Source organism: Martelella sp. K41-7 (assembly GCF_055808365.1).
Window position 1 is genome coordinate 743,607 of record NZ_CM147867.1, and the last position, 12,409, is coordinate 756,015.

General features: G+C 60.3%; 14 protein-coding genes. 6 read left to right on the plus strand and 8 right to left on the minus strand.

Translation table 11 applies throughout. The annotated features are described in order from the left end of the window. Genes AC0L7L_RS03470 through AC0L7L_RS03495 form a run of 6 tightly spaced genes read left to right on the plus strand, consistent with a single transcriptional unit; the run spans nucleotide 1 to nucleotide 5,137 of the window. Nucleotides 1–930, plus strand: a complete 930-nt coding sequence (locus AC0L7L_RS03470) for an ABC transporter permease (RefSeq protein WP_272210322.1) — start codon at nucleotides 1–3, stop codon at nucleotides 928–930. An 11-nt stretch (nucleotides 931–941) separates the two neighbouring features. After that, nucleotides 942–1,949, plus strand: coding sequence for a formamidase (locus AC0L7L_RS03475; protein ID WP_272210323.1), 1,008 nt, complete (start codon nucleotides 942–944; stop codon nucleotides 1,947–1,949). 3 nt (nucleotides 1,950–1,952) lie between these two features. Then, on the plus strand, nucleotides 1,953–2,633 hold the full coding sequence (biuH, locus tag AC0L7L_RS03480; protein WP_272210324.1) for a biuret amidohydrolase: 681 nt from the start codon (nucleotides 1,953–1,955) through the stop codon (nucleotides 2,631–2,633). Next, a complete protein-coding gene (locus tag AC0L7L_RS03485) occupies nucleotides 2,630–4,141 on the plus strand; it encodes an ABC transporter ATP-binding protein (protein WP_473511967.1) in 1,512 nt (503 codons plus the stop codon). Before biuH ends, AC0L7L_RS03485 begins: the two co-directional genes overlap by 4 nt. Next, a complete protein-coding gene (locus AC0L7L_RS03490) occupies nucleotides 4,141–4,806 on the plus strand; it encodes a cysteine hydrolase family protein (protein ID WP_272210327.1) in 666 nt (221 codons plus the stop codon). The genes AC0L7L_RS03485 and AC0L7L_RS03490 overlap by 1 nt, the downstream gene beginning before the upstream one ends. Next, the gene (locus AC0L7L_RS03495; protein ID WP_272210328.1) at nucleotides 4,799–5,137 is read left to right on the plus strand and encodes a cupin domain-containing protein; all 339 of its coding nucleotides are present in this window, start codon (nucleotides 4,799–4,801) and stop codon (nucleotides 5,135–5,137) included. Before AC0L7L_RS03490 ends, AC0L7L_RS03495 begins: the two co-directional genes overlap by 8 nt. Nucleotides 5,138–5,243: 106 nt before the next feature. Here AC0L7L_RS03495 and AC0L7L_RS03500 read toward each other — a convergent pair whose 3' ends face one another. From AC0L7L_RS03500 to AC0L7L_RS03535, 8 genes are all read right to left on the minus strand, one after another. Then, nucleotides 5,244–5,570 carry a tetratricopeptide repeat protein gene (locus AC0L7L_RS03500; protein ID WP_272210329.1) on the minus strand — a complete coding sequence of 109 codons (327 nt, stop codon included), beginning with the start codon at nucleotides 5,568–5,570 and terminating at the stop codon, nucleotides 5,244–5,246. Between the two features lie 23 nt (nucleotides 5,571–5,593). Next, the gene (locus AC0L7L_RS03505) at nucleotides 5,594–5,830 is read right to left on the minus strand and encodes a hypothetical protein (RefSeq protein WP_473511971.1); all 237 of its coding nucleotides are present in this window, start codon (nucleotides 5,828–5,830) and stop codon (nucleotides 5,594–5,596) included. Between the two features lie 80 nt (nucleotides 5,831–5,910). Beyond that, nucleotides 5,911–7,311: a sulfatase family protein gene (locus tag AC0L7L_RS03510; protein ID WP_473511973.1), complete on the minus strand. Its 1,401-nt coding sequence runs from the start codon at nucleotides 7,309–7,311 to the stop codon at nucleotides 5,911–5,913. Beyond that, a complete protein-coding gene (locus AC0L7L_RS03515) occupies nucleotides 7,290–8,258 on the minus strand; it encodes a carbohydrate kinase family protein (protein ID WP_473511977.1) in 969 nt (322 codons plus the stop codon). The genes AC0L7L_RS03510 and AC0L7L_RS03515 overlap by 22 nt, the downstream gene beginning before the upstream one ends. 9 nt (nucleotides 8,259–8,267) lie before the next feature. Beyond that, nucleotides 8,268–9,275 carry an ABC transporter ATP-binding protein gene (locus AC0L7L_RS03520; RefSeq protein WP_473511979.1) on the minus strand — a complete coding sequence of 336 codons (1,008 nt, stop codon included), beginning with the start codon at nucleotides 9,273–9,275 and terminating at the stop codon, nucleotides 8,268–8,270. Nucleotides 9,276–9,279: 4 nt separating this feature from the next. After that, nucleotides 9,280–10,113, minus strand: coding sequence for a carbohydrate ABC transporter permease (locus AC0L7L_RS03525; protein ID WP_473511981.1), 834 nt, complete (start codon nucleotides 10,111–10,113; stop codon nucleotides 9,280–9,282). Further along, entirely contained in the window at nucleotides 10,110–11,054 is a 945-nt protein-coding gene (locus AC0L7L_RS03530; protein ID WP_473511983.1) for a carbohydrate ABC transporter permease, read from the minus strand. Before AC0L7L_RS03530 ends, AC0L7L_RS03525 begins: the two co-directional genes overlap by 4 nt. Nucleotides 11,055–11,123: 69 nt before the next feature. After that, the gene (locus AC0L7L_RS03535; RefSeq protein ID WP_473511985.1) at nucleotides 11,124–12,392 is read right to left on the minus strand and encodes an ABC transporter substrate-binding protein; all 1,269 of its coding nucleotides are present in this window, start codon (nucleotides 12,390–12,392) and stop codon (nucleotides 11,124–11,126) included. Nucleotides 12,393–12,409: the final 17 nt, after the last annotated feature.

Here is a 12,409-nt window from a genome sequence, read left to right on the forward strand (position 1 = left end):
ATGGCTGATGCTTCTGCACTTGGGCTCTGGGGCGTGCCGCTCGCCATTTTCGGCGGTGCCATCCGTGTGTCGACGCCGTTTCTGTTCGTCTCGCTCGGCGAGTGCCTGACCGAGAGAGCCGGCCGGATCAATCTCGGCCTCGAAGGCACGCTCGTCATCGGTGCTGTGACCGGTTACGCCATGTCCTATCATTCCGGCAATCCATTCATTGGGGTCGCCTTTGCCGCCTTTGCCGGTTTGCTCTTCGGTCTGATCCATGGCTGGCTGTGCAGTTTCAAGGGCGTCAATGATATTGCCGTCGGCATTGCCATGATGGTGCTGGGCATGGGCCTCGCCTTCTATTTCGGCAAGCCCTATGTCCAGCCGGTTGCCCCCGGGCTGCCCGCCATCCCCTTCGGCTGGTGGTCCGATATTCCACAGGTGCGGGCGGCGCTTCAGGTCAATGTTCTGTTTATCGCCGGTGCCATCCTGGCCTTCGTCATGGCATGGATGTTCCGCAACACCCGCATCGGGCTTACCGTGCGTGTCGTCGGCGACAGCACCGATGCTGCCCGCACGCTGGCGATCCGGCCTATCCGTGTGCGGATCCTTGCAACGGCCATCGGTGGCGCCTTTGCCGGTATCGGCGGGGCCTATCTCTCGCTTTACTACCCCGGCAGCTGGAACGAGGGCATTTCTTCGGGCCAGGGGCTGATGGCTGTGGCGTTGGTGATCTTTGCGCGCTGGAACCCGATCAACTGTTTCTGGGCGGCCCTTCTTTTCGGTGGCGCGGGCGCGCTTGGTCCGGCGCTGCAATCTGTCGGGGTCACCGAGGGTTACTACCTGTTCTACGCCGCGCCCTATGTGCTGACCCTCGGCATTCTGATCGCGACGTCTTCCACCGAGCGCGCGCTCACAGGCGCACCGCGCGAACTTGCCATCACGAAATAACGGAGAAAAACATGAGCGGACTTGGCGGTCTCAATGTCTCGGAAAGCGGTGTCGGCATCGGTCTGGTGCAGCTTCAGCTTCCGTTGGTCAAAACCAAGGCGGATCTGACAGCACAGACGGCGCGTGTTGTTGCGCTTGTCGGCAAGGCGCGGCGTAACCAGCCCGGCATGGATCTCGTTGTCTTTCCGGAATATGCGCTGCACGGCCTGTCGATGGATACCAATCCGGAAATCATGTGTACCATGGACGGCCCGGAAGTGGCGGCCATGCGGCAGGCCTGCATCGAAAATCAGATCTGGGGTTGCTTTTCCATCATGGAACTCAACCCCGGCGGCATGCCCTACAATACCGGAATCATCTTTGACGATCAGGGCGATCTGAAGCTCTATTACCGCAAGATGCATCCCTGGGTTCCGGTTGAACCGTGGGAGCCGGGCGATACCGGCATCCCGGTCTGCGACGGGCCGAAGGGCGCCAAACTGGCGCTGATTATCTGCCATGACGGTATGTTCCCGGAAATGGCGCGCGAATGCGCCTACAAGGGCGCTGACATTATGATCCGCACGGCTGGCTACACCGCGCCGATCCGCGAGAGCTGGCGGTTCACCAACCAGTCCAACGCTTTCTGCAACCTGATGGTCACGGCCAATGTCTGTATGGGTGGGTCGGATGGAACATTCGATTCCATGGGTGAAGGAATGATCTGCAATTTCGACGGTACCGTTCTGGCCCATGGCAAAACCGGCCGGCCCGATGAGATCATCACCGCGGAAGTGCGCCCGGACCTCGTGCGCGAGGCGCGTCTTGGCTGGGGTGTGGAGAACAATATCTATCAGTTCGGCCATCGCGGTTACGTCGCCGTCAAGGGCGGCGCGCAGGACTGCCCCTATACCTACATGCATGATCTTGCCGCCGGACAATATCGCCTGCCATGGGAAGACGCGGTGAAGGTCACCGATGGAACCGGCTGCGGGTTTGATGCTCCGACCCGCCTTTTTGGCGAACAACAGAAGGGCTGAGTGATGACAGCAATCGAATCCAACCCCTATGCATGGCCGTATAATGGTGATCTCAGGCCGGAAAACACCGCGTTGATCGTCATTGACATGCAGACCGATTTCTGTGGCAAGGGCGGCTATGTCGACAAGATGGGCTATGATCTGTCGCTGACACGCGCGCCGATCGAACCGATCAAGGCCGTGCTCTCGGCGATGCGCGCTGCTGGCTATCATATTTTCCATACCCGCGAAGGTCATCGCCCCGACCTCTCTGATCTTCCGGCCAACAAGCGCTGGCGATCGCGCCAGATTGGCGCGGGTATCGGTGATCCGGGACCGTGCGGGAAGGTCCTGGTGCGTGGCGAACCGGGCTGGGAAATCATCGATGAACTGGCGCCCGAACCCGGCGAAATCATTATCGACAAGCCCGGAAAAGGCTCCTTCTGCGCCACCGATCTGGAAATGATCCTCAGGCTGAAGGGCATCGAAAACATCATCCTGACCGGCATCACCACCGATGTCTGTGTTCACACCACTATGCGCGAGGCCAATGACCGCGGCTTTGAATGCGTGCTTCTGGAAGATTGCTGCGGGGCCACCGATGAAGCCAATCATGATGCGGCACTTTCGATGATCAGGATGCAGGGCGGTGTGTTCGGCGCCGTCTCCACCAGCCGGGCGCTGCTGGCGGGGCTCAGGCAATGACACAAAGCCGCAAAGCGCCATCGATCGAGACGATTGGCATGACCATGCGCTTTGGTGATTTCACCGCGCTCGATAACGTATCGATGAAGGTTCGTTCCGGGTCGTTTCATGCGCTTCTGGGCGAAAACGGCGCCGGCAAGTCGACGCTTGTGAAGTGTATGATGGGGTTTTACGCGGCCACTGATGGCCAGGTGGCTGTGAACGGTAAGGAAGTCGCCATCAGGGACCCGAGGGATGCGCATGATCTCGGGCTCGGCATGGTTTACCAGCACTTCACGCTGGTGCCATCGCTGACGGCGGCTGAAAACCTGGTGATTGCCCGGATCGACACTCCGGCCATGATTGACTGGCGCAGGGAAATGAAATCCCTTGAGGCTTTCATGCAGACCATGCCCTTTATCGTTCCGCTTGATCGCAGGGTCGAAAGTCTTGCCGCCGGCGAAAAGCAGAAGCTGGAAATCCTGAAGCAGCTTTATCTCGGTCATCGTTTTCTGATCCTCGACGAGCCGACATCGGTGCTGACGCCGTTGGAAGCCGACGAGGTGCTTGGCCATGTCAGCGCGCTGACCAAAGCCGGTGAGCTGAGTGTGCTGATGATCACTCACAAATTCCGTGAGGTCAGGGCGTTTGCGGATGAAGTCACCGTCCTGCGCCGGGGAAAGCTGGCGGGCAAGGGGCCGGTCAGCGACCTGACCAATGAGGATATGGCGGCGATGATGATGGGGCGTTCCGAGATCGGCACGCCTGCGCCGCGTCATGGCGAGGCCGGAGAGCCAGTGCTTGCCATCGAGAATGCTACGGCTCTTGATCGCAGTGGCTACAAGGACATCCATATCGATGGCCTGACCGTTCGGGCCGGTGAGATTGTCGGTATCGCCGGGATTTCTGGCAATGGTCAGGTCGAGCTGATGGAAATGCTGACCGGACAGCGCTCGCTCAAGCAGGGTCGGATCACAGTCAGAGGGGAGGCCTATCGCGCCCGGCGCGACGAGGCCCGGCGCCACAAGGTGCGCTACCTGCCGGAAGAGCCTCTGGTCAATGCCTGCGCGCCGCATATGAGTGTGGCGGAAAATCTGGCGCTCAGGGATTTCGATGGCGACGGGAGCCGCATATTCCTCGGCAAAAAGGCGATGATGCGCAGGGCCGCGGACCTGATTGGTGAATTCGATATCCGCACACAGGGGCCGCGCGCACCGATCCGTGATCTTTCAGGCGGCAACGTCCAGCGCGCCGCACTGGCACGGGAGCTGACCGGCGATGTCGCGCTGCTGATCGTTTCCAATCCCTGTTTCGGTCTGGACTTTTCGGCAGCCCGTGCCATTCGTGACCGCATTATCGAGGCGCGCAATGCCGGTGTGGCAGTGCTGCTGATCAGTGAGGACCTGGACGAAGTCCTTGAATTGTCCGACCGTGTTCTGGTGATGAGTGAAGGCCGGATCACCTTTGAGACCCCGGTCGGGAACGCTGATCCGAAAGCGCTGGGGCACTTTATGGCGGGACATGCGTGATGGCAGTGATCAAGGCGCACCCTTTCGATTTTCCCTGCGATAACAAGCATCTGGCGCTGATCGTCATCGATATGCAGCGCGATTTCGTCGAGGAAGGCGGTTTTGGTGCGTCACTCGGCAACGATGTGTCACGGCTGCGCGCGATCATTCCCACGGTAGCCCGTCTGATCGATGGCTTCAGGGCGGCCGGACTGCCGGTGGTTCATACTCGTGAATGTCACCGTCCGGACCTTTCCGATCTGCCGGTTTCCAAGCGCGACCGTGGCGCACCGTCGCTCAGGATCGGCGATCCGGGTCCCATGGGCCGTTTGCTTGTTGCCGGTGAACCGGGCGCGGAAATCATTCCCGAGCTTTCTCCGATCGGTGACGAGGTCGTCATCGACAAACCCGGAAAGGGTGCATTCTACGCAACGGATCTTCAGGACATCCTGAAGGCGCGCGATGTTCGCCAACTCGTGTTTGCCGGTGTAACGACCGAGGTCTGCGTGCAGACAACCATGCGAGAGGCCAATGACCGCGGCTATGACGGCATTCTGGCGACCGACGCCACCGAGAGCTATTTCGCAGCCTTCAGGGATGCGACGATCGCGATGATTACAGCACAAGGTGGCATTGTCGGCTGTGCCGCTGAAACCGACCACATTCTGGAGGCGCTCAATGGCTAACTCCCGGCCCTTTGCCGATCTTCTTTCCGGCGGCTGGCGTGACCTGCCGTTCGAGCCCTTTCGAGATGGTGTTGATGTGCATTATCTCTGGCAAGTGGAGGAGGGGCCTGTCTGGGCGTTTCTGCGCTATCAACCCGGGGCAAGCGTGCCGGAACACCTGCATACCGGTCTGGAGACGATCATTGTCGTTGACGGTGTGCAGAGCGATGAGAGCGGTACCTACGGCACTGGCAGCGTCATCTGCAATCCGCCGGGAACGCGCCACAGCGTCTGGACGGACGAGGGCTGCGTTGTCTTCATTCAGTGGGAACGGCCTGTTGAGATCCTGTAGACCTTGTCAGACTTGCTTCGCGCACGATTGAGGCGTTCGTCTTGATACGCTCCTGTACATTGAGGGCGGTATCCGGTTCCGCGTTGCTCAGAATGTCCGGTGTCGATCAAGCACCGGCCCTGCAAAACTTGCGGTGGAGAACCCGCATCTGGTGGGCGGCCTGCAGGTCACCATTACGGGCCGCAATATCTGCACCCTTGCCGAAGGTTTCGATGGCCCGTGCAGTTTCACCCTTGCGCTGATAGGCCTTGCCGAGTGCGGCATAGGCGGCGGAATAGTCCGGGTCGAGCGCGAGCGCCCGGGTGAAGTGGGCAATCGCATCGTCATGGCGGTCCTCGGCAAAGACGATACGGCCAAGGGTCAGTCGGCACAGCGCGTTGTCCTTGCCTGCCGTAACCTGTTTCTCCAATGCCTGGCGAATTCCAGGCGGCATGCAGCTTTCCCTCGCCATGGCTGTCAGCTCTCGTTCAGCACGTAGGCGCAGCGTCGTCCGCCGCTGACGATATGCTCGTCGCGCCGGATCAACTGCTGGCGTGCGGCCTCACCGGTCGTGCCCAGGCGCTTGCCAAGCACAGTGGCTGTGAGGCCCCCGTGCATTTTCAACTGCATCAGAATGCGGTCGTCAGCGCTGCGGGCTAAATATCCGGGGCTTGCAGCGTTGCTGTCGGGAGGGATTTCAGTATCGCGTGCCATGGCTTATCGGGTATCGTGTGTTGTCCAACCCGTATATTGACCCTGCTTTTTCAAAGCAATGGCTTAGTAAATAGCAAAGCCTAGCGCGAGCCCGGATTGTCCGGGTCGAAGTCAAAACGCTCAGGCACGGCAAGCCCGTTTTCGAGGTGCTTTGCGATGGCGCGCAGCGACACGCCATCGCGGTAAAGCCATGGATCATGGGTGTCGCGCTGCCACGCCTCGGTTGCTTTCCGCATGGCCAGCAATTGCTCGCGGTGGTCCGGGTCGTCGGCTAGGTTTTTGACCTCGTGCGGATCGGCCTCAAGGTCGTAGAGTTCTTCCGGCGGGCGTCGAACATAGTCCCGCACCGAACGCCGGCCGATCATTGCCGGGGCCTCGTTGCGGATCCCCTCCCATGTCAATGAGCCATAGAGATCACCGGAAAACGGAAAATCGAGCTGCCAGGCGACATTGCGATGATATTTGTAACGCGTGGTGCGCATGAAGCGTGTCGGCCAGTAATTGGTGACCTCGTGGAAGGTATGCGAGCCGAACACGGCCTGCCAGTCATCTTGAAGCGTTTCGTTTTCGAGGATTGGCAACAGGGATCGGCCCTTTCGCGGGCCGCACGGGACTTCGTGGCCCGCCCAGTCGAGAAAGGTCGGCAAAAGGTCGGTGAAGGACACCAGATTGGGGTTATGAACACCCGCGCGCCCACCCGGTTTGCGCATGATCAGCGGCAGGTGAATGCCGGCGTCGTAAAGTGTGGTCTTGGAATTGAGGAAGGGCGAACCATTGTCTGAGAGAAAGACGACGAGTGTGTCGTCAGCAAGGCCTGCGCTTTCCAGTTCATCGAGAACCATGCCGACGCCCTGATCGAGCCGGTAGATCGAGCGGTAATAGTCGGTAAGCTCCTGCCGCACTTCCGGCAGGTCTGTCAGGAAGGGCGGCACGCTGATTGCTTCGGGCGAAAATACCCGGTCCTCAACACCGGGATAGGCCCGGTCATTGCCGAAACCGCCCCTTGTCTCGTCGCGGTGCGGATCGATGAAGCCGATGGTCAGGAAGAACGGTTTTTCCTCCGCCTCGGCGCTTTCGAAGAAAGTCGAGGCGCGGTCAGCTGCCCATCTGACGTCACGTTCCCAGCTTTCCGCGCGTACCTGCCAAGGATAGGCCGCATCCGGGCCGACATGAACCTTGCCGATGATCCCCGTCAGCATGCCTGCCGCGTTCAAAAGCGCGGGCGCGGTCTCGACATGATCGAAGGTCATGAAATGGTGGTGATCGTGATTGAGGCCGTATTGCCCAGTCTCGTGCGTGTGCAGCCCGGTATAGATCACCGAACGGCTGGCTGAACAGGAGGCGGTGGAGGTAAACGCCATGTCAAAGCGCGTGCCGCTTTCGGCAAGGCGGTCGATATTGGGTGTTGCAATTGCCTTTTCACCATAGCAGCCGGTCATCCGTCCGAGATCGTCGGCAATCAGAAGGAGGATATTGCGCATGGCTCGGCACTTTCTTGAAAGCTGATGGCGGTGTGGCTGCGGGGGAATTCGCTGATCACTGCGCCAGCGACATCAATGCCGCGCCTCAACGCTGCACGCGCGGAGGCCCCTTCGGCAACGGCGCTCAGATAACCCGCGTTGAAGGCGTCTCCGGCGCCCACCGTGTCGATCACGTCGAGCGCGCGCGCGTGTTCGGTGATGAAATTGCGATGCCGGTAGCATGCCGCGCCTTCGGGGCCGCGCTTGACCACGAGTGCGGCATTCGCCCGCATGATTGGCGCAAGCGCGCGGCAGGCGGCGTGGACGGTCCCTTCGCCGGTCAGGCCAAGGATTTCCTTGTCGTTGAGAAGGATGTGGTCGGCACAACCGATCCAGGCCCTAGCATCCGCAATAGCGGCCTCTGTCCAGCCATGGCCGGGCCAGCCCGGATCGATCGCGATGCTCGCGCCGCGCGACAACAGCATTTCCAGAAACTCCGTATGATCGGCCTCAAGGCCCGGCAGGGCGAAGCCGCCGGACACAAGTGTGAGGGCGTTCACGAGCGGCCAGCGCTTGAGCGCGTCGGCGAAGAAGGCAGCGTCGAGATTGTCGAGATGTCCGTTTGTCGACAGGAAGCTGCGCTCACCGCCTTTGCGCAGAACCCCGACAGAAATCGATGTCGGTTCCGGGCGCGCCGCGATCCTGTCGAGGGGGCCTGCGAACTGATGGGTGATCATCGCGCCCGCCGCATCGCTGCCGGTCGCCGAGACCAGGCCCGAGGGATGATTGAGGCGCTGGAGCACGAGCGCGGTATTGGCCGCCGAACCGCCGATGCGGAAATCAGATTTTTCCAGAAAAACCTCCGTGCCCCATTCCGGCCAGTCATCGATACTGCCGGTCACCAGATCGAGATTGGCATTGCCGATCACGCAGATCGGACGGTTGGTGGCGGGTGGGGTGCCGTTCATGTTGCTCTCCTAAGCGGAAACTGCCAGACCCGCTGCGTTGAAGCGGTGAAGGGCCGTCTCATCCGGTGTTACGAAGACCCGCTCGCCTGAGGCAAAATCCTGGGCGCCCGGCGCGCGCACATTCAGCATGCCGGCGCTTTCTGTCTCGACATGAATGAAAGTGTCGCTGCCGAGTTCTTCCGACAGCAGAACCTTGCCTGCCCAGCGGCCCTGGGCGCGCGAAATCGTCATATGCTCCGGCCTGATGCCGCAGGCCGCTGCGCCGAAATCTGCGGCGATTTCTCCTTCGATCACATTCATCCGCGGCGATCCGATGAACTCGGCGACGAAGCGGCTGGCAGGGTTCATGTAGAGTTCCATCGGCGTGCCAACCTGTTCCACCCGCCCTGCATTCAGCACCACGATACGGTCGGCAAGCGTCATCGCCTCGACCTGGTCGTGGGTCACATAGATCATGGTGACGCCTTCCATCCGCTTGTGCAGCGCGGCGATCTCGATGCGGGTGTCGACCCTGAGTGCCGCGTCGAGATTGGACAGCGGCTCGTCGAACAGGAAGATACGTGGCTGGCGGGTGATCGCCCGGCCGATGGCGACGCGCTGGCGCTGGCCGCCGGAAAGCTGACGGGGCTTACGGTCCAGATAGGGGGTGATCTGGAGCATCTCGGCGGCTTCGCGGATGCGCTTGTCGGCTTGCGCCTTGTCGAGCTTCGCCTGCTCGAGGCCGAAGGCCATGTTCTCGTAGACCGTCATATGCGGATAGAGCGCATAGGACTGGAACACCATGGAGATACCGCGCTTTGCCGGCAGTACGGTGTTGACGCGCTCGCCGTCGACCATCAGGTCGCCGCCGGAAACATCCTCAAGCCCCGCAATCAGGCGCAGAAGCGTGGACTTGCCGCAGCCGGAAGGGCCAACGAAGACGATGAACTCGCCTTTCTCGAGGCTGAGGTCGATATCCTTCAGAACCTCGACATGGCCGAAGGATTTGCAGATTTTCTTGAGTTCGATGGATGCCATGAGACTATCCTTTCACGGCGCCGGCGGTCAGGCCGGAAACGATTTTTCTCTGGAAGATGAGGACGAGCACAATCAGCGGAACGGTGACGATCACCGAGGCCGCCATGATGTTGCCCCACGGGACTTCGAATTCGGAAAGACCGGAGATCATCGCGATTGCGACGGGGACGGTGCGCTGACTGTCGGTGGACAGGAAGGTCAGCGCGAACAGGAACTCGTTCCAGGCGTGGATGAAGGCCAGAAGCCCGGTGGTCACCATCGCCGGCCACATCAGCGGCAGGAAGATGCGGCGGATGATGGTGAAGGACGACGCCCCGTCCATGATCGCGGCTTCCTCGACCTCGATCGGCATGTCGCGCATGAAGGTGGTCAGCACCCAGACCGTAAAGGGCAGGGTGAAGATCATGTAGGAGAACACCAGCGACCACAGCGAGTTGAACAGGCCGAAGGTGCGGATCAGTTCAAACAGGCCGGAAAGTACGGCGATCTGCGGAAACATCGACACCGAGAGGATGGTGAACAGCAGAAGTCCGCGGCCCGTGAAGCGGATCCGGCTGAGCGCAAAGGCCGCCGTGACGCCCAGAAACAGCGAGAAGATCACAACCACGGTGGCAACGAAGATCGAATTGAAGATCTGGTGGCCGAAGACCCCGTCGGTCAGCATGTGGGCATAATTGTCGAAGGTCAGCGCTTTGGGCAGATAGTTGACCTCGAACAGCGCCTGACCGTTTTCGAGCGATGTCAGGATGGCGTAGTAGAACGGAAACAGCGCCTGGGCGAGGATGATCAGAACGAGCGCGTAAAACGCGATGCGTTTGACAGGGGAGGGGATGGTCATCTGTCGCCTCCAAGGTTCATGCGGGTGGCGCGGATAAAGCCGATCGTCAACAGTGCGATGATCAGGAACAGCAGCGTGGAGGCCGCTGAGCCATAGGCAAACTTGTCGAAATCGAACAGGTTTTCACGCGCGAACACCGACATGGTGGCCGTATTGGCATTGTTGGGGGTCAGTACATAGACGATGTCGAAGACGCGCAGCGCATCGAGCGCGCGGAAGACGATCGCCACCAGGACGGCTGGCATGATCAGCGGCAGGGTGACCTTGCGGAACACGCGCACCGGATGAATGCCGTCGAGCTTGGCCGCCTCATACATATCCTTCGGCACCATCTGCAAACCGGCCAGGATCAAAAGCGCCATGAATGGCGTGGTCTTCCAGATGTCGACGATCAGCACGGCAAGCATCGCGGTATCGGGATCGGCCGTCCAGGCCACAGGCTCGGCGATGATGTGCAGTTTCATCAGGATATCGTTCAAAATGCCGAACTGGTCATGCATCATCCACGCCCACATCTTTGCCGAAACGATGGTCGGGATCGCCCAGGGGATCAGCACGGCGGCACGAACGAGCGAGCGGCCGTGAAACTGCGTGTTCAGGACCAGCGCGATGACCATGCCGAAGATGGTTTCAAACAGAACCGAGAAGAAGGTGAAACGCAGGGTGTTCCAGACAGCCCGCCACCAGTCGGGATCAGCAAGTAGGCCGTAATATTCGCCTTCGCCTCCGCCATAATCGAGATATTCGAGATAGTTGCGGAAGCCGACCCATTGTGCCTCGCCGGGAAAGTCGATCGATGCGTCGGTGAAGCCGAAATAGATCGTCCGTACCAGCGGATAGACCGCAACCACGGCAAGCACCGCCAGCATCGGCGCCAGAAACATCCAGGCCGAGATAACCCGCTGATGTGACAGGGTCGATTTTTCGACCGGTTCTGCCATGTTCCGTTCCCTTCCTGTCGTGCGTTGAAACGGCGCCGCGCGACGTCTTGCCTGCGGCGCCGCCCGATTTTACCAGCCGTTGCCGCGCAGACGCTTCAGCTTGGCTTCCAGCTTTGCAAGGTTCTGTTCGGCGGTGCCGTCGCCCGAAAGCGTATCGTGAACGGCAGTCCAGAATTCCGACGAAACCTCGTTATATTTGCGCTTGGTCGCAGCCGAGGGACGCGGCAGGGCGTTGAGCACCACCGGCTTCCAGCGCGGAACGAACGGCTGGGCCTCACCGACTTCCGGATCGTCGTAAACGGCCGTGACTGTCGGCGGACGCGAGGTCTCGATGGCGCGTTCCTTCTGGTTTTCGAAGTTGTTGAGATACTTTACCAGCTCGATCGCTTCGTCCGGGTTGGGCGAATATTTCGAGACCGCAAGGTGCCAGCCGCCAAGCGTGGCCGCCGAGCTGTCGCCCTCCGCTCCGACAGGAAGCGTGGTCACGTCGAACTTGCCCTTGACCGGCGAATCCGGGCCGTCGGCCAGCGCATAGGCATAGTTCCAGTTGCGCATGAATACGGCATTGCCCGTCTGGAATACGCCGCGGGCATCTTCTTCCATGTAGTTGAGGACGCCCTGCGGGGCGATGGTGCCGACCCATGACTTGGCCATGTTGAGCGCCTCAGCGGCCTTGGGGTTGTTGATGCCGATTGAGCCGTCAAGTTCGACAATACGGCCACCGCCATAAGAGTAGATCCATTCCTGGCCGTCACAGGTCAGACCCTCATAAGGCGCACCCTGAAAGACATAGCCCCACATGTCCTCATTCCCATCGGTCCGCTCGCCATCCATGATGATCTGCGCGGTCTCGGTCATCTCGTCCCAGGTTTCGGGAACCGGCTGATCGTATTTCTCCAGAAGGTCCGTGCGATAATAGAGCGCCGGTGCGCCGAGGAACATGGGCAGCGCCACGAGCTTGCCGTCGACGGTCTGCGATTCCACTGCGGCTGGAACAAACTGGTCGATGATGTCGGCGGTTGCCTCCGTCAGGTCGACGAAGTGGCTGGCCAGTTGTGGCGCGCCGATAACGTCAATGCGGTAGACATCGATATCCGGCGATTTGGCCGAAAGCCAGAGCTTGTACTGGCCGAACTGGTCAGTGGTTGATTCCGGCATTGACACGATGTTGACGGTGTTGCCGGTCATCTCTTGGTAGCGGTCGAGTTCCTTGCGCAGAACCTCATTGTCCTTGCCGATCGCGCCGTGGACGATATTGAGTTCGACGGCACTCGCCGATACCGTCATCAGGGCGCTCGCAGCAAGCAGCACGCCTGTGAATTTCCTAAAATGCTTCATTGCCTGTTCTCCCTCCG

Coding starts and splice junctions, on each gene's coding strand:
- AC0L7L_RS03520 (WP_473511979.1), bottom strand. CDS start 9,275: ATGGCATCCATCGAACTCAAGAAAATCTGCAAATCCTTCGGCCATGTC.
- AC0L7L_RS03490 (WP_272210327.1), top strand. CDS start 4,141: ATGGCAGTGATCAAGGCGCACCCTTTCGATTTTCCCTGCGATAACAAG.
- AC0L7L_RS03475 (WP_272210323.1), top strand. CDS start 942: ATGAGCGGACTTGGCGGTCTCAATGTCTCGGAAAGCGGTGTCGGCATC.
- AC0L7L_RS03485 (WP_473511967.1), top strand. CDS start 2,630: ATGACACAAAGCCGCAAAGCGCCATCGATCGAGACGATTGGCATGACC.
- AC0L7L_RS03495 (WP_272210328.1), top strand. CDS start 4,799: ATGGCTAACTCCCGGCCCTTTGCCGATCTTCTTTCCGGCGGCTGGCGT.
- AC0L7L_RS03505 (WP_473511971.1), bottom strand. CDS start 5,830: ATGGCACGCGATACTGAAATCCCTCCCGACAGCAACGCTGCAAGCCCC.
- AC0L7L_RS03515 (WP_473511977.1), bottom strand. CDS start 8,258: ATGAACGGCACCCCACCCGCCACCAACCGTCCGATCTGCGTGATCGGC.
- AC0L7L_RS03530 (WP_473511983.1), bottom strand. CDS start 11,054: ATGGCAGAACCGGTCGAAAAATCGACCCTGTCACATCAGCGGGTTATC.
- AC0L7L_RS03525 (WP_473511981.1), bottom strand. CDS start 10,113: ATGACCATCCCCTCCCCTGTCAAACGCATCGCGTTTTACGCGCTCGTT.
- AC0L7L_RS03510 (WP_473511973.1), bottom strand. CDS start 7,311: ATGCGCAATATCCTCCTTCTGATTGCCGACGATCTCGGACGGATGACC.
- AC0L7L_RS03470 (WP_272210322.1), top strand. CDS start 1: ATGGCTGATGCTTCTGCACTTGGGCTCTGGGGCGTGCCGCTCGCCATT.
- AC0L7L_RS03535 (WP_473511985.1), bottom strand. CDS start 12,392: ATGAAGCATTTTAGGAAATTCACAGGCGTGCTGCTTGCTGCGAGCGCC.
- AC0L7L_RS03500 (WP_272210329.1), bottom strand. CDS start 5,570: ATGCCGCCTGGAATTCGCCAGGCATTGGAGAAACAGGTTACGGCAGGC.
- biuH (WP_272210324.1), top strand. CDS start 1,953: ATGACAGCAATCGAATCCAACCCCTATGCATGGCCGTATAATGGTGAT.